Here is a 14,945-nt window from a genome sequence, read left to right as displayed (position 1 = left end):
GTAACTAGCATCGTAGAAGTTGCATTTAAGGAAATCCACCCTAATCCGACAAACGGCAAATATACTGTGATGAACGTTAATTGGCTGATGCATGAATCCAATAAACCAGTTAGGGTCTGTCTGACTGACTTCATAGGAGCCAGAGCACAATAGCCGCTACAGTGACAGCCGCAAGGAAGTTGGGTCCCCGTTTTCATAGCGAATTGCGACTGCCCGGAAGTCTTTCAAGCGGTTGATGGCACGCTCGACGACATTGCGCCCCTTGTAGTCATCGGGATTAAAGGAAGGTGGACTGCCGCCGCCACTACTACGCCTCAGGCGTGCGGCTTTTGCATCCTCGCGCTCGGGGCAGACACATTGGATGCCCCGGCTTTGAATCAACTTGCAGAGCTTGCGTGCGCCGTAGGCGCGGTCTACCCGCAGACGCGACGGGCGCTTTCGTGGGCCGCCCGGTCAAGAACGAGGAACGGAAATGGCATCGAGCACCGGTGCGATTTGGGTGACATCAGCGCATTGAACGGCAGTGATCACCAGGGCGAGCGGGCGTGCATTGCCGTCTACGCACAAATGAATTTTGCTGGTACGTCCGCCACTTGAGCGGCCCAGCCATTCGTTGCTTACGGTCCCCTTTTTTCCGCTTTGGCAGCGGTTTTGCGGGCGCCGCTGGCACTGCGATGCGCCTTGATGTGCGTCGCGTCCAGTGCCGCACCGTCCCAGTCGATGTGACCGGAGGCATCCGCTTTTGCCTGCAGCAGGGTCAATATTCGTTGCCACGTGCCATTGCGCGACCATCGCACAAAACGGTCATAGCAGGTTTGCCAGGGACCATAGCGTTCCGGGACGTCACGCCACGGCGCCCCGGTTTTTAAACGCCATAGTATGCCGTTGAGAACATGCCTATGCTCAACGTACGTGTGACCAAGGCGCGGATTACTCGGCAAATAGGGCGCCAACTGACGCCATTGCCGCTCGGATAAATCAATTCGGCTCATCGCCTATCGACTCATCCAGATTGATTTCGTTCAGTCAGACAGACCCTAGTTACTATACCTACTATCCCGCAATATTCGCCGATCCCGCCAAGCACTTCCCCTGCCGCAGCATTGCCTCGAACTGGTCCGCCGGCACCGGCTTGCTGAAGTAGTACCCCTGCATCGCATCGCAGCCATGGTCGCGCAGGAATTCCAGCTGCTCGGCGGTCTCCACCCCTTCCGCGATCACCTGCAGGCGCAGGCTGTGCGCCAGCGAAACGATGGTGGCGACGATCGCCGCATCGTCGGGGTCGATGCTGATATCGCGCACGAAGGATTGGTCGATTTTCAGGACATCGATCGGCAAGCGTTTCAGGTAAGCCAGGCTGGAATAGCCGGTACCGAAATCATCCACCGAGATTTGCACGCCCAGGCCAGCGAGGTCGCGCAAGATGCCGATGGCGCGCTCGACATCGTCCATGAGCATGCTTTCGGTCAGTTCGAGTTCCAGGCAATGCGGCGCCAGGCCGCATTCCCGCAAGACATTGGCAATCGACTTGACCAGGTCCTTTTGCGTAAACTGCCGCGCCGACAGGTTTACCGCCACCCGCAGCTCGCCCAGGCCGGCGTCCTGCCAGGATTTCGCCTGCATGCAGGCGGTGCGGACCACCCAGGCGCCGAGCGGCACGATCAGGCCGGTTTCCTCGGCCAGGCCGATGAAACGCGCCGGCGCCACCATGCCGTAGGCCGGGTGCTGCCAACGGATCAGCGCCTCCATGCCATGGATTTTGCCGGTACACAGGTCGACCTGCGGCTGGTAGTGCAGCTCGAACTGCCGGTGCTCCAGCGCCAGGCGCAAGTCGCCTTCGAGGCGCAGCCGCTCCAGCGCGCGCTCGTTCATCGCCGGCGTATAGAACTGGTAGTTGTTGCGGCCAGTTTCCTTGGCACGGTACATGGCGACGTCGGCATGCTTCATCAGCGTCTCGGCATCCTCGCCATCGGTCGGATACACCGCCATGCCGGCGCTGACGGTCATGAAAAACTCGTGGCCTTCGATGGTGTATGGCTTGGCCGCCGCGTCCATGATGCGCTGAACCGTGTGGATGGCAGAGCTTTCGTCGCTACGTTCAGGCAGCACCAGCACGAATTCATCGGCGGCCAGGCGCGCCACCGTATCGGTAGCGCGCACGCAAGCCTGCAGGCGCTCGGCAACCTGCTTCAACAACTGGTCGCCAGCCGACAGGCCCAGCGTGTCGTTGATGAACTTGAAGCGGTCGAGATCCAGATGCACCACCCAGACCGGGTGCATGTAGCGCGCGGCAAACGCCAGCGCCTGGCTCAGGCGGTCGCGCAACAGGTTGCGGTTGGCCAGTCCGGTGACGGTATCCTGGTTGGCGCGGATTTCCAGCTCGGCCTCATAGCGCTTCATCTCCGTGATGTCATACTGCGCCGCGACAAAATGCGTGACCCTGCCGTCGGCATCGCGCACCGGCGAAGTGTACAGGTCGTTCCAGAACATCGTGCCATCCTTGCGATAGCTGCGCATGACCGCGTGACCCAGTCGTTGCTCTATGGTGGCGGACTTGAATTCAGCGATTCCCGGTTGCTTGCTGTCGTTACCCATCAAGAGGCGCATGCTGCGTCCGAGGATTTCCATTTCCGTATAACCGGTCATGTGCAGGAAGGCCGGATTGACGTATTCGATCGGATAATCGGGCGCCTCGGCGCTGGTGATGATGATGGCGTTGGGGCTGGCTTCGATGGCGCGCTTGCGCAACTGCAAATCCTTTTCCAGGCGTTCGCGGGCGGCGATATCTTCCCGCAGCAGACGGTTGGCCAGATGCGCTTCTCGGGTGCGCTCCTGCACCAGGCGCTGCACCCGCTGCTCGCGCGTCACCAGCGCATGGATATAGGCGGCGGCCAGGAAGCTGAACAGGACGCCGCCAATGAGTACATAGAAAGAGCCGTATTGCCCGACAATCGCCGTCGGCGCTGCGGGCGACAGCATCATATGCCAGGGTTTGCCAGCCACCAGAAAGTCATGCGTGACCGGGCTGATCTGCCTTGGCGACAGCCAGCGCAGCAGCGCGCCGCCCTGCGGCCCGCTGGCCGGCGGGAGTCCCTTGCGAAAGGCAAGCTGGGATTCAACCGCAGCGGCGGCCGCATAGACGCTGACATCCGGACTGCCTTCTTCGAGCAAGCCATCGCTGCCGAACGCCTTCTCGATCAGTTTTTTTGCGCTGAAGATCACCGCGGTGTCGCCGATCCAGGCGGCCCGGCGCGCGCCGGCATCATCCAGCGCCGCACCCTTGCGATACACCGGCACGACCACCTGGAAGCCGATGCGCGCATCGGCTTCGCCCTGAGCCAGCCGCAGCAGGTCCGAGGCGGCGGGCAAGCCGGTCTCGGCGGCATGCTGCATGGTTGCCACCAGATGCGCATGAAAACTGACATCCAGTCCGAAAGCCGCCTCGTTCCCCCGCATCGGCTCGAGGAAATCGACGACGATATAGCGCTTTTTGATCCTGGCGGGAACCGGCTTGCCCCCTGCCAGTTCGGTCAACATGAAACCGGCGAACTGCTTGCGCATTTCAGCCTCAAAGGCGGAGCGCTCGCTGTCCGTGACGATGCGGTGGAAGTTAAAGGCTTGAATGTAGGGGTAATTCTTCAGCAAGGGCTGGGTAAAAAGCCGGAACTGTTCGCGGCTGACCGTCTCGTTGACCACAAACAGCTGGTTGGCGATTTCCACCGCGTTGACCGCTTCCGCCAGTCCATGCTCCAGGCGCAGGGCGCGAATGCTGGCCTGCTGCCTGAAATCCGTATCCTGCGCCTTGTATTCGAGGTCGCGCAAGATCAGGAACAAGCCGATAGCGACTGCCAGCCCCAGCAACAGGGTCAGCAGGGCGGCAAGCGGCACGGGCCTCGGAGGCCGATTCTGGATGGTAGGTTCGGCCATGAGCATGAGCTGGCAATCGTGCTGCAATCGGGGCGAAAAATGCAAGCGCATGACGATGCATCCAGCCTGGCGATTGCATTGCTAGGTTAGCTTATTTAGTGCGACAAAGAAAGTAAATGCACGGCGTGACGTGCCGAGACGCAACGGCGCGTGGTTGCCGGTACACTCAGGCGCGCTGGCCTGGCTCCGGCAACAGGCAGGCATCAACGATGCGCAAATCGTTGTCCTTGGCGAAATTCAAGACGAAGTGATAGGCCAGCGGTTCGATCTTGCGCAGGTCTTCGCTGACGACGACCGACTTGACCCCTTCCAGCAGCGCCGGCCGGACATAGCGGGAATAGCGCAGGTGGGCATCCTGGCGATTGCTGCCTTCCTGGCCGAAACAGGCCATCACGCCGCACAAACGCTCGGCCCAGTCGCTGGGACGAAAAGTTCTGCCATCGCTGGTCACGCCCTGGATAAAAAACTCACGTGCTTCTTGGGGTTTGTCGGCAATGTCTGCCATGCGGGCGGCTCGTCAGGTAGCAAATTCAAATGTAGACTCGCCGCCGGCATCGACGGCAATATCTAGCGCCTGCGCATTATATCGCATGCTTGCAGTCAATGACATGACATTCCACGATATGAAACTGACAGCTAGCCCACCCAGAGCGCGATCGAGATCAGCAGCAACAGCAGCATCCACAACAACAGGGCACGCCAGACCAGGCCCACCGTGCTTTGCAAGGTGCGCGGCTGCGGCACATCGCCGGGCGGGCCTTCAGCTTCGATCGTCGCCGTATCGACCAGCGAGGCATCGGCCGGCAATACGCTGGCCGCACTCACCGCCGGCGTACCCAGGCGTACCCCGAGCGCGCCGCCACCGGCCGACAGGATGACGCCGACGGCCTCGTCCGGCCAGCGATGGGCGAAATTGCGCCAGGCATAGATGGCATCCTCGAAATTGCCGACCACGGCGAAGGCGATTGCGGTCAGGCGTGAAGGAAGCCAGTCGATCCAGTAAAAAGCGCGCGTGGCGAAGCGGCCGAAGGCTTCGTTTTTCAGGTGATCCGGTTCGTTCCAGGCGCGCGCCAGGTATTCGGCAACGCGGTACATCACCGCAAACGCCGGGCCAACCGGCAGCAGGAGCCAGAAAAACACCCCGAAGACGTTGCGGTGGGTGGTCACCAGCGCCGTTTCCACCGCAATGCGCGACAGTTCGCTGCTGTCCAGAGTCGAGGTATCCTGGCCGGTCCATTCCGCCAGCAGGCTGCGCGCGCTTTCTTCATCGCCCGAACTCAGCGCAATCTGGATCGCGGTGAAGTAATGACTGTAGTGGCGAAAGCCCAGGGTCAGATAGGCGATCAGGGCGGTCCAGGCAAATACCGCCAGGAAGCCGATACTGGCGCACAGCCAGTACACCAGGGCGGTTGGCACCATCACCGCGGCCATGGTGGCGAACCATGCCAGCTTGCCGTGCTGCGCCTGGCCGGCGTTGAAGCGCACCTCCATGCGATGGGCCAGGGTGCGCAAGGCGGCGCTGACCGGATTGTCGGCGCGCAGCGGCTGGACTTGTTCGATCAGCAAGACAACGAGGATGGCAAAAAAAGTCATCAGACAGCTTTCTTGTAAAGTTGTGCGTGCGATACGATAACGCAGCGCCCGAACTTAATCAAACTCAGACCCGGCAAACTCAACCCGGCAAATTCAGACCCGCAGGAAATGATAGAGGTTGCGCAGCATGGCGGCCGTCGCCCCCCAGATGAAAAAGCGCTCATACGGCATGGCATAAAAGCTGCGGCGGCCACCGGTGACAGGCAATGCCGCGCTGCGGCGCTGATGGTGGCTGCCATCCATCAGAAAATGCATCGGCACTTCAAAGATTTCGGCGACTTCGAAAGGGTCGGCGCGCAGGTCGAATGGCGGCTGCACCAGCGACACCACCGGGGTGACGCAGTAGCCTGTGATGGTTTGATAGTCCGGCAGAGTGCCGATCACCTCGATATGACGCCGATGCAGGCCGACTTCCTCTTCGGTTTCGCGCAAGGCGGTATCAATCGCCGAGCTGTCGCTTGCCTCGTGGCGCCCGCCGGGCAGGCTGATCTGGCCGGCATGGTCGTGCAAATGCGCTGCACGCTGGGTAAGCAGCAGGGTCGGGCCGGTTTCACGCAGAATAATCGGCATCAGGACCGAGGCCGGAGTGGCAAGCGTCGGGGTGGCGAGCGTATCCGCCGCGCGGATGCGCGAATCGGCGCTAATTTCAGGCACCCACACGGGTGGCGTGGCGAAACGCTGGCGCAGCCAGTCGGCGTTGAGCCGGTCGGCGCCAAGCGCGGCTTCGCCGGCAATCGAATCGATCGCCATGTCGCGCGGGTCAAAAACGAGTTTGGGCAAAACGGCTTCCTGTCAGATAAAACATCGGCAAGCGCGCCAATGCACGTAGTCCAGTCTCGATTCTAGTGGATGCGGCGAAATCATGCCGGCGCAGGTCGAAAAAAAGGGCACCCTGAGGCGCCCTTTTTGCCAATGCAAACAGCCGGATTATTCCGCGGCTTTCGCAGCCGCAGCGCGGCGGTTCGGCAGCTTTTCCTTGATACGCGCCGACTTGCCCGAACGCTCACGCAGGTAGTACAGCTTGGCGCGACGCACATCGCCGCGACGCTTGACTTCGATCGAAGCGATCAGCGGGGAGTACAGCTGGAATGTACGCTCAACGCCTTCGCCCGAAGAAATCTTGCGAACGATGAAGTTGGAGTTCAGACCGCGGTTGCGACGCGAGATGACCACGCCTTCGTAAGCCTGGGCACGCTTGCGGGTGCCTTCAACCACGTTGACGCTGACGATCACGGTATCGCCTGGGGCGAAATCGGGAATATTCTTGGAGAGACGGGTAATCTCTTCTTGTTCGAGTTGCTGGATCAAGTCCATTTTTAGCTCCTGTAACCATCTTGCCGGCGCCGGGTAGCCTGGGCTACCACCAATTCCCGGTAGAGGATGGGGTTGAATATGCGGATGGGGACATCCGCGCTTTACTGCTACTACTAATCAGTTATAGTCAGTTGGGGACAGAGTACCGCTGCGCTTAACTCTTTCCCGCAATATATCTTTCGTCTGCCTTCGTCAGCAAGCCAGCTGCGCGCGCCCTGTCGATCAGGTCCGGGCGCTTCGCCGCCGTCGCTGCCAACGCCTGCTCGCGCCGCCATTTGACGATCTCGGCATGGTGCCCGCCCATCAATACCGGCGGCACCGCCACGCCTTCATACACTTCCGGGCGTGTGTAGTGCGGATAATCCAGCAAGCCGTTGACGAAACTGTCTTCGACTGCCGAGGCATCGTCGTGCAATACGCCCGGCAACTGGCGGATCACCGCATCCATCAGCGCCATCGCCGGCAATTCGCCACCCGACAGCACGAAGTCGCCAAGGCTGATTTCCTCATCGACGCAACGATCCAGCAAACGCTGGTCCACCGCTTCATAACGTCCGCACAAGAGCACCAGGCCAGGCTGCGCCGTCAGTTGCATGACGCGTTCGTGCGTCAGCGGCCGTCCTTGCGGCGACAGGTAAATCACCCGCGGCTGCGCCACGTCCAACGCTTGCTGGCGCGCCCGCGCGGCATCGATCGCCGCTTCCAGCGGCTTGGCCAGCATGACCATGCCGGGGCCGCCGCCGTAAGGCCGGTCATCGACCGTGCGGTGATTGTCGCTGGTGAAATCGCGTGGATTCCACAATGACAAGCCACACCTGCCTTGCTCGAAAGCGCGTCGCGTAATGCCTGATTGCGTGATGGCGGCGAACATTTCCGGAAACAGCGTGACGACATCAAATTGCATCCCGCACTCCCTCTTCACCTGCCATCCTGGCTACCGGGGTCTCAATAATCTCTACCCCAGTCCACTGTAATCTTCTTGCCTGCCAAATCCACCGTCTTGACGAATTGCTCGACGTAGGGAATCAGCATTTCCGGCGCCGGTTTTTGCTCCGGCTCGACCGGCGGCGCCACTCGCAAAATCGGATGCGCGCCGTTGTCCATCATGTCGGCCACCTGCCCGAGCGTTTCGCCCTGGAGGTTTTCCACCGCCAGACCGATCAGGTCGATCCAGTAAAACTCGCCGTCAGCCAGCGCCGGGAAATACCGGCGTGAAATGTGCACGGTTGCGCCCTTGAGCGCTTCTGCCGCATCGCGGTCCGCCACACCCACCAGGCGAGCGACGGTATCGCCGCCATGCTGCCTGGCTTCCATCACCTCGACATCGCGCGTCACCGGTTTGTCCAGCCACCAGGTCTTGGCGTGCAAAAGCGCGTCAGCATCCGCCGAATAAGGCCGGATCCTGACCCAGCCCTGCAGGCCGTAGGCACCGGTGATATGACCCACCAGCACCAAGTCCTCGGGGAGAACAACCTCCGATGCAGTCTTGCCTGTCAAAACAGCTGTCAAACCTTAAGCAGCGGCTTTCTTGCCGGCTTCTGCAACCAGACGGGCCACGGTCGGCGACAGTTGCGCGCCAACGCCTTGCCAGTAGCTCAGACGATCCTGAGCAACGCGGAAGCCCTCTTCTTTGTCAGAAGCGATCGGATTGTAAAAGCCGATACGCTCGATGAAGCGGCCGTCACGACGATTGCGCGAATCGGTAGCAACGATGTTGAAGAACGGGCGCTTCTTGGCGCCACCACGGGATAAACGAATAACGACCATAATATTTCCAAAAAGTGTACGTACGCGGAAAAAGCCATAGATTATAGCGGAGTATGCCTTGACAAACAACTCCTTGACGACTGACGGCTTGCGCAGGCGATAAATCGGCAGCTTGTCAGCAGCTTGTGCATTGTGCACGCAATACGGCGCCACCCGCTACAATGCCGACTGGCAACTGGCCAGACACTGGCCCGCACCCGCACCAAACCAGCCCACCCTTCCCGGACGAGACCCATGGCAGCGCCCCACAAGAACAAAACCTTCGCAACTTTACTGGCATTGCTGTTTGGCGGCATTGGCCTGCACCGGTTCTATCTGCATGGAATCAGCGACCGTTGGGGCTGGCTGCACCTGTCAACGCTGGCACTCTCCGGCATCGCCGTCGGCCTCTGGCCCGAGCAGGTCCTGCTGTTGACCGCCGCGCCCCTGGTGGCGTCCATCCTGGCAGGCATAATCATGGCGCTGGTCCTGGGGCTGACTCCCGATGAAAAATGGGACCAGACCCGGAACCCGCAATCAGGCAAGCAATCGCATTCGGGCGGCTGGCTGGCGGTGGTACTGGTGCTTACGACCGGCATTGGCGCCATTGCCCTGATCGCCGTGCTTGCCCGTGCCCTGGATTTGTTGTTTACCGGCGGTGCCTACGGCTAGGTTTTTGCCCCGCTTTTTGCCCCATTAATACGCATCTGCCAGGCGCTTCATTGGTGCGTATGACCACCATCTGCGCCTTTCTGCCCCTTTTCTGCCAGTTTCCCGGCGCTTTCCTGCCATTTTCTCCCGCCTGCGACAGTTATTGCTGCATGGCACAAAAAATGCTCTTTTGGAATTAGCCGCACGTCTCGTGCATTCAAAAGCAAGCAACCGGGGGAATCATGGCACGACGCTACTCGCACGCGCTTTGCGCACTATTTGCTCTATTTTCCATCTTTTGCCAGCCGGCGGCGGCGCAGCAAGCTGCCCAGGCGATCGCCAGGCCGGGCCTGGCGGATGTCGCCAGCATCAGCGCCGGCGACACCGCCTGGATGCTCACATCGACGGCGCTGGTATTGCTGATGACGATCCCCGGCCTGGCGCTGTTTTACGCCGGCATGGTACGCAAGAAAAATGTGCTGGGCACCATGGCGCACAGCCTTGCCGCCTGCTGCGTGGCGACCGTGCTGTGGGTGGTGGTTGGCTATAGCCTGGCCTTCACCCCCGGTTCGCAATTCATCGGCGGACTGGACCGCATCATGCTGGATGGTCTCACCTACCTGAAAGAAGCCGGCAAGCTCAGCGTCCATCCGCTCGCGCCGACCGTGCCGGAAAGCGTATTCCTGATGTTCCAGATGAGCTTCGCCATCATCACCCCGGCCCTGATCACCGGCGCCTTTGCCGAACGCATGAAATTTTCCGCCCTGCTGCTGTTCATCGCCCTGTGGTCGGTGCTGGTCTACGCGCCGGTCGCCCATTGGGTATGGGAACCAGGCGGCTGGCTGGCAGCGCGCGGCGTGCTCGACTTCGCCGGCGGCACGGTGGTGCACATCAATGCCGGCGTCTCCGGACTGGTGGCGGCGGTCATGCTCGGCCAGCGCCAGGGCTTCGGCAAGGAACCCATGCCACCGCACAACCTGGCCTTCACCGTGATCGGCGCCTCGCTCCTGTGGGTAGGCTGGTTCGGCTTCAATGCCGGCTCGGCAGGGGCGGCCGACGGCCGTGCCGGCATGGCCATGCTGGTCACCCAGCTGGCGACCGCCGTCGCCGCATTGGCCTGGATGCTGGCGGAATGGGTCACCCGCGGCAAGCCGTCCGTGCTCGGCCTGGTATCGGGCGCGGTCTCGGGCCTGGTGGCGATCACTCCGGCCTCCGGCTTTGTCGACATCAAGGGCGCCCTGGCCATCGGCGCGGTGGCCGGCGTGGCCTGCTACTGGGGTGCGACCACCCTCAAGTCGATCCTGCGCTACGACGATTCGCTCGACGTATTCGGCGTGCATGCCATCGGCGGCATCGTCGGCGCGCTCCTGACGGGCGTCTTCGCAGTCAAATCCATCGGCGGCGTGGAAGGCTACCTGGAAACACAACTGGTGGGCGTCTTCGTCACCGCGCTCTACTCCGGCGTGGTGACGGCATTGATCCTGTGGGTCATCAGGATGGCGGTCGGCCTGCGCGTGTCGCCTGAGGCGGAACGCGAAGGCCTGGACATTTCTCAGCATGGGGAGCAGATAGCATGAGCGCGCACCAGATGGCACGCATGGCGGAACTGGAAAACCAGGCATTTGCCCTGATGGGGCGCCTGCATGTGGCATTGCGACGGGAAACCGGCCGCATCACCGATGTCGAGTACATGCGCATCGATCCGGACTATTGCCGCTATTTGATCCAGTTGGCGCTGCAATCAAGCAATCCTGAGGTACAAAAAATCGGCGAGCGGCTGGATACAATCTATTTTGACGAAGCCGGGCTGTTCATGCTGGAACCGCCCAAACCGCCCTTGCTGGCGCACCGCAACCTAGCCGCGTCGGCAACATCTCCCATAGCACCACCTGCCCCACGCGTCGCCATTCAGAAACTCGCGCAAAACCTGCCGCCGGCGCCAACCATCCCAGCGACTAGTTCAGCGCCGCCGGAAAGCAGCCAGCATTATGTCGGCCGGCTACGCTGAGCCTCCGATTCCGTGCGCCCTGCCATGCCGCCGGCCATGGGCATCTCCATTGGCGGCGCGCCTTCCTTGAACAACTGGCGAATCTGTTGACGCAGTTCCGGCGTGTCCTGGTGCTGGTGCACCGCCACTGCATGCTGGACCGCTGCTTCCAGCAATTCCTCGTCGCTATCGGCGCTCATCGCCAAGCTGCAATGCGATTCGCTCGGATATTCGCGGCAATCCACATATTTACGGGTCATTTCCATCTCCTTGGTAACCTCGCGGGCTCGACTTTACACCGCAATGGTTTTTGTCTGAATCAAGCGGCAGCCATCGATTTTCCAGGCGCCTTCCTCATCCTTGTGCATCAGGTAAATCGCCACCCAGACATGGCTTTCGAGATCGGTCAGGCGCACGACCTGGTAGACCTTACCAAAGACGATTTGCGGTGACTGATACAGTGCCAGTCGATGGCGATAGACCGGGTCGTACTGCTCCTTGATCATCTTCAGAAAATTGTCCGGCGAACCGAGGCGGCTGCGCGTATTTTCGGTCGTCAGGGCAAACGCGCCGGCCGCATCGTCATTCGCCAGCGCCTCGATCTGCAACTGTACCGCGCCCTGGATTGCCGCCACTTCGTTCTGGCCGAACTCCGCAGCCTTTGCAAGCATTGCCGCGCCGCCCACCATTACAAACATCAACACCATTAGCGTCAGACGTTTCATGATTCGACCTCACGGAAAAAGCATCAGTTCCAGTCAGTGTAGGTCAGGCAGGGCTGAAAATCAGGGCAAGGCCGATGGCCCAATTGATATGGCGCAGAGCCGGGATACAAGGCCCGCAATGGAAAAGGCAGAAAGCAGCCCGCAGGCTGCCTTCTGTGCGCCGGCGGCATTCCGCCTAGAACTGGTCTGCGTCCAATGCCAGCACGCTGCCGGCGCCTTCCACGATTTCCGTCCTGTAAGCCGCCGATTGCGGCAGGATGTGCTCGGCAAAAAAGCGCGCGGTGGCGATCTTGGCCTGATAAAAACGCTTGTCGCCCTGCCCGTCCTGGAGCCTGCGCGCAGCCGCCAGCGCCGCCCGTCCCATTTGCCAGCCGCCCAGCACGATCCCGGCCAGTTTGAGATAAGGCACGCTGCCGGCGAACACGGCCTTGATATCGGCCTTGATATTGCCTGTCACATAGTCCACTGCGGCCTCAAGCGCGTCGGCGCCAAGGGCGAGCTGGCGGCCGATCGCCTGCAGGCTGTCGGATTCCGCAGCCGCCAACTGCACTGTGGTGGCGCGCACCTGCGCCAGAATGGCTTTGGCGGTAGCGCCGCCATCGCGCACGGTCTTGCGGCCGACCAGGTCATTTGCCTGGATTGCCGTGGTGCCTTCATAAATCGGCAGGATGCGGGCATCACGGTAATACTGGGCGGCACCGGTTTCTTCGATAAAGCCCATGCCGCCATGCACCTGCACGCCGGTCGACGCCACATCAACCGACAACTCGGTGGACCAGCCCTTGACGATGGGCACCATGTATTCGTAAAAGGCGTCCTGCTCCTGGCGTACTTGCGCATCCGCATGATGCAGCGCAATGTCGTGCGCGGCCGCAGTGACGTAAGCCAGCGCGCGCGCCGCTTCGGTCTGGGCGCGCATCGACATCAGCATGCGCCTGACATCCGGCTGGTGAATGATGGCAACCGGACCGGCCGAGCCGGCCAGGTCGCGCGACTGGATGCGCTCCTTCGCAAAGTGCGCCGCTTTCTGGTAGGCGCGCTCGGCCAGCGCGATGCCTTGCATGCCGACCGCGAAACGCGCGGCATTCATCATGATGAACATGTATTCCAGGCCGCGATTTTCCTCGCCGATCAGGTTGCCGATGGCGCCGCCATGGTCGCCGAACTGCAATACCGCGGTCGGACTGGCCTTGATGCCCATCTTGTGCTCGATCGAGACGCAATGCACATCGTTGCGCGCGCCCAGCGAGCCATCGGCATTGACCAGGAATTTCGGCACAATGAACAAGGACAGGCCCTTGACGCCGGCGGGGGCATCGGCCGTGCGGGCCAGCACCAGATGGACGATATTGGCGGCCATGTCGTGCTCGCCATAGGTAATGAAAATCTTGGTGCCGAACAATTTATACGTGCCATCGCCCTGCGGCTCGGCACGGGTGCGCACCAGCGCCAGGTCGGAACCGGCCTGCGGCTCGGTCAGGTTCATGGTGCCGGTCCACGCGCCGGAAATCAGCCTGGCCAGATAGGTTTCCTGCTGCGCCCTGCTGCCGGCGGTCATCAGGGCCTCGATGGTGCCATCGGTCAGCATCGGGCACAGCGCAAACGACAGATTGGCCGAGTTGAGCATCTCAATGCACGGCGTCGCCACCAGTTTCGGCAAACCCTGGCCGCCGAATTCGACCGGGTGCTGCACGCCTTGCCAGCCGGCTTGCGCGTAGGCCTGGAAGGCTTGCCTGAAGCCCCTGGTGGTGGTGACTTCGCCATCCTTCCAGCTGCTCGGTTCACGGTCGCCATTCACATTCAGCGGCGCCACCACTTCGCTGCAAAACCTGGCGTTTTCCTGCAAGACTGCATCGACCGTTTCCGGCGTCGCATCCTCGCAACCCGGCAACGCGCCAACCTTATCCAGGCCGGCCAATTCGTTGAGGACAAATTGCATGTCCTGCAGCGGCGCACGATAGCTCATGATTGTCTCCGATAATTTTTATACCCGGTCACGGGGCAGGCCGCCCCGTGACTTTTACTGCCTTATGCGGCGCGAACCACGAACTCAGCCGAGTTCCTTGACCAGTTGCGGCACGATCTCGAACAGGTCGCCGACGATGCCGTAATCGGCCACACTGAAGATCGGCGCTTCGGCATCCTTGTTGATCGCCACGATCACCTTCGAATCCTTCATGCCAGCCAGATGCTGGATCGCGCCGGAAATACCGACGGCGATGTACAACTGGGGCGCGACGATCTTGCCGGTCTGGCCCACTTGCCAGTCGTTGGGCACATAGCCCGCGTCCACCGCGGCGCGCGAAGCGCCCATGGCGGCGTTCAACTTGTCGGCCAGGGGCTCGAGAATCTTGAAGCTCTCGCCCGACCCCATGCCACGGCCACCCGAGACGATCACCTTGGCGGCGGTCAGTTCGGGGCGGTCGGACTTGGCCACTTCGCGCGAGACGAACGCCGACTTGCCGAAATCGGCCACGGCAGGAATGGTCTCGACGGCGGCATTGCCGCCGCTGGCTGCGGAGTCAAAGCCGGTGGTGCGCACGGTGATGACCTTGATGGGATCGATCGATTGCACGGTGGCAATCGCATTGCCGGCATAGATCGGCCGCTCGAAGGTGTCGGAAGCATCGACCCTGGTGATTTCGGAAATCTGGCCCACATCCAGTCTGGCGGCCACGCGCGGGGCGATGTTCTTGCCATAGGCAGTCGCCGGAGCGAGGATGTGCGCATAATCCCTGGCCAGCGCCAGCACCTGCTCGGCGACATTCTCGGCCAGGCCATCGGCAAAGTACGCCGCGTCGGCGACCAATACCTTGGCCACGCCAGCCAGCTGGGCGGCAGCGGCAGCGGCAGCGCCGCAGTTATGGCCGGCGATGAGGACGTGGACGTCGCCACCACACTGGAGGGCGGCGGTGATGGTATGGGCGGTGCTGCCCTTGAGGGTAGCGTTATCGTGTTCGGCAATGACCAATGCAGTCATGATGGATTCCTTGAATATCTTG

15 protein-coding genes and 1 pseudogene are annotated in these 14,945 nt (G+C 61.4%); 3 read left to right on the top strand and 13 right to left on the bottom strand.

Going from position 1 to position 14,945, the window contains the following annotated elements; all coding sequences use genetic code 11:
* Positions 1-130: 130 nt before the first annotated feature.
* The 9 genes and pseudogenes from D3878_RS22210 to rpsP form a co-directional block, all read right to left on the bottom strand.
* Positions 131-992, bottom strand: a pseudogene (locus D3878_RS22210) (IS5 family transposase).
* A gap of 61 nt (positions 993-1,053) precedes the next feature.
* Positions 1,054-3,927 carry a bifunctional diguanylate cyclase/phosphodiesterase gene (locus tag D3878_RS22205; protein WP_119788087.1) on the bottom strand — a complete coding sequence of 958 codons (2,874 nt, stop codon included), beginning with the start codon at positions 3,925-3,927 and terminating at the stop codon, positions 1,054-1,056.
* A 166-nt stretch (positions 3,928-4,093) separates the two neighbouring features.
* Positions 4,094-4,432 (bottom strand): DUF3579 domain-containing protein, encoded by a 339-nt coding sequence (locus tag D3878_RS22200; RefSeq protein WP_119787449.1) that lies wholly within the window; start codon positions 4,430-4,432, stop codon positions 4,094-4,096.
* A 131-nt stretch (positions 4,433-4,563) separates the two neighbouring features.
* Positions 4,564-5,520: a CobD/CbiB family protein gene (locus tag D3878_RS22195; protein WP_119787448.1), complete on the bottom strand. Its 957-nt coding sequence runs from the start codon at positions 5,518-5,520 to the stop codon at positions 4,564-4,566.
* A gap of 93 nt (positions 5,521-5,613) precedes the next feature.
* Positions 5,614-6,270 (bottom strand): CoA pyrophosphatase, encoded by a 657-nt coding sequence (locus D3878_RS22190; RefSeq protein WP_119788086.1) that lies wholly within the window; start codon positions 6,268-6,270, stop codon positions 5,614-5,616.
* Between the two features lie 177 nt (positions 6,271-6,447).
* Complete coding sequence (rplS, locus tag D3878_RS22185) at positions 6,448-6,834, bottom strand: 50S ribosomal protein L19 (RefSeq protein WP_119787447.1); 387 nt, start codon at positions 6,832-6,834, stop codon at positions 6,448-6,450.
* A 154-nt stretch (positions 6,835-6,988) separates the two neighbouring features.
* On the bottom strand, positions 6,989-7,738 hold the full coding sequence (trmD, locus tag D3878_RS22180) for a tRNA (guanosine(37)-N1)-methyltransferase TrmD (RefSeq protein ID WP_119787446.1): 750 nt from the start codon (positions 7,736-7,738) through the stop codon (positions 6,989-6,991).
* Between the two features lie 41 nt (positions 7,739-7,779).
* The gene (gene rimM, locus D3878_RS22175; protein ID WP_119787445.1) at positions 7,780-8,331 is read right to left on the bottom strand and encodes a ribosome maturation factor RimM; all 552 of its coding nucleotides are present in this window, start codon (positions 8,329-8,331) and stop codon (positions 7,780-7,782) included.
* A gap of 15 nt (positions 8,332-8,346) precedes the next feature.
* Positions 8,347-8,601 (bottom strand): 30S ribosomal protein S16, encoded by a 255-nt coding sequence (gene rpsP / locus D3878_RS22170; protein WP_119788085.1) that lies wholly within the window; start codon positions 8,599-8,601, stop codon positions 8,347-8,349.
* Positions 8,602-8,835: 234 nt separating this feature from the next.
* Between rpsP and D3878_RS22165 the strand changes: the two genes are divergently transcribed.
* The 3 genes from D3878_RS22165 (at position 8,836) to D3878_RS22155 (ending at position 11,239) form a co-directional block, all read left to right on the top strand.
* Positions 8,836-9,252 (top strand): NINE protein, encoded by a 417-nt coding sequence (locus D3878_RS22165; RefSeq protein ID WP_119787444.1) that lies wholly within the window; start codon positions 8,836-8,838, stop codon positions 9,250-9,252.
* A gap of 221 nt (positions 9,253-9,473) precedes the next feature.
* On the top strand, positions 9,474-10,808 hold the full coding sequence (locus tag D3878_RS22160) for an ammonium transporter (RefSeq protein ID WP_119787443.1): 1,335 nt from the start codon (positions 9,474-9,476) through the stop codon (positions 10,806-10,808).
* A complete protein-coding gene (locus tag D3878_RS22155) occupies positions 10,805-11,239 on the top strand; it encodes a hypothetical protein (protein ID WP_119787442.1) in 435 nt (144 codons plus the stop codon). The genes D3878_RS22160 and D3878_RS22155 overlap by 4 nt, the downstream gene beginning before the upstream one ends.
* On the opposite strand, the gene D3878_RS22150 is transcribed toward D3878_RS22155, so the two are convergent.
* The 4 genes from D3878_RS22150 to D3878_RS22135 all read right to left on the bottom strand — a co-directional run bounded on the left by D3878_RS22150 (position 11,218) and on the right by D3878_RS22135 (position 14,923).
* Positions 11,218-11,478, bottom strand: a complete 261-nt coding sequence (locus D3878_RS22150; RefSeq protein WP_119787441.1) for a DUF1059 domain-containing protein — start codon at positions 11,476-11,478, stop codon at positions 11,218-11,220. The two genes, D3878_RS22155 and D3878_RS22150, sit on opposite strands and share 22 nt — an antisense overlap.
* 33 nt (positions 11,479-11,511) lie before the next feature.
* Positions 11,512-11,943, bottom strand: coding sequence for a DUF4864 domain-containing protein (locus D3878_RS22145; RefSeq protein ID WP_119787440.1), 432 nt, complete (start codon positions 11,941-11,943; stop codon positions 11,512-11,514).
* Between the two features lie 175 nt (positions 11,944-12,118).
* A complete protein-coding gene (locus tag D3878_RS22140) occupies positions 12,119-13,909 on the bottom strand; it encodes an acyl-CoA dehydrogenase (RefSeq protein ID WP_119787439.1) in 1,791 nt (596 codons plus the stop codon).
* An 84-nt stretch (positions 13,910-13,993) separates the two neighbouring features.
* Entirely contained in the window at positions 13,994-14,923 is a 930-nt protein-coding gene (locus tag D3878_RS22135; RefSeq protein ID WP_119787438.1) for an electron transfer flavoprotein subunit alpha/FixB family protein, read from the bottom strand.
* Positions 14,924-14,945 lie beyond the last annotated feature (22 nt).

The sequence above is a fragment of the Noviherbaspirillum sedimenti genome (genome assembly GCF_003590835.1).
Classification (GTDB): domain Bacteria; phylum Pseudomonadota; class Gammaproteobacteria; order Burkholderiales; family Burkholderiaceae_D; genus Paucimonas; species Paucimonas sedimenti.
Note: the sequence above shows the minus strand (reverse complement) of the source record. Positions and strands in the feature narration are given on the sequence as shown.

Bases quoted from the DNA above. Each gene is read 5' to 3' on its own strand.
- D3878_RS22205 (WP_119788087.1), bottom strand. From the start codon at position 3,927: ATGGCCGAACCTACCATCCAGAATCGGCCTCCGAGGCCCGTGCCGCTT.
- D3878_RS22200 (WP_119787449.1), bottom strand. From the start codon at position 4,432: ATGGCAGACATTGCCGACAAACCCCAAGAAGCACGTGAGTTTTTTATC.
- D3878_RS22195 (WP_119787448.1), bottom strand. From the start codon at position 5,520: ATGACTTTTTTTGCCATCCTCGTTGTCTTGCTGATCGAACAAGTCCAG.
- D3878_RS22190 (WP_119788086.1), bottom strand. From the start codon at position 6,270: ATGGCGATCGATTCGATTGCCGGCGAAGCCGCGCTTGGCGCCGACCGG.
- rplS (WP_119787447.1), bottom strand. From the start codon at position 6,834: ATGGACTTGATCCAGCAACTCGAACAAGAAGAGATTACCCGTCTCTCC.
- trmD (WP_119787446.1), bottom strand. From the start codon at position 7,738: ATGCAATTTGATGTCGTCACGCTGTTTCCGGAAATGTTCGCCGCCATC.
- rpsP (WP_119788085.1), bottom strand. From the start codon at position 8,601: ATGGTCGTTATTCGTTTATCCCGTGGTGGCGCCAAGAAGCGCCCGTTC.
- D3878_RS22165 (WP_119787444.1), top strand. From the start codon at position 8,836: ATGGCAGCGCCCCACAAGAACAAAACCTTCGCAACTTTACTGGCATTG.
- D3878_RS22160 (WP_119787443.1), top strand. From the start codon at position 9,474: ATGGCACGACGCTACTCGCACGCGCTTTGCGCACTATTTGCTCTATTT.
- D3878_RS22155 (WP_119787442.1), top strand. From the start codon at position 10,805: ATGAGCGCGCACCAGATGGCACGCATGGCGGAACTGGAAAACCAGGCA.
- D3878_RS22150 (WP_119787441.1), bottom strand. From the start codon at position 11,478: ATGACCCGTAAATATGTGGATTGCCGCGAATATCCGAGCGAATCGCAT.
- D3878_RS22145 (WP_119787440.1), bottom strand. From the start codon at position 11,943: ATGAAACGTCTGACGCTAATGGTGTTGATGTTTGTAATGGTGGGCGGC.
- D3878_RS22140 (WP_119787439.1), bottom strand. From the start codon at position 13,909: ATGAGCTATCGTGCGCCGCTGCAGGACATGCAATTTGTCCTCAACGAA.
- D3878_RS22135 (WP_119787438.1), bottom strand. From the start codon at position 14,923: ATGACTGCATTGGTCATTGCCGAACACGATAACGCTACCCTCAAGGGC.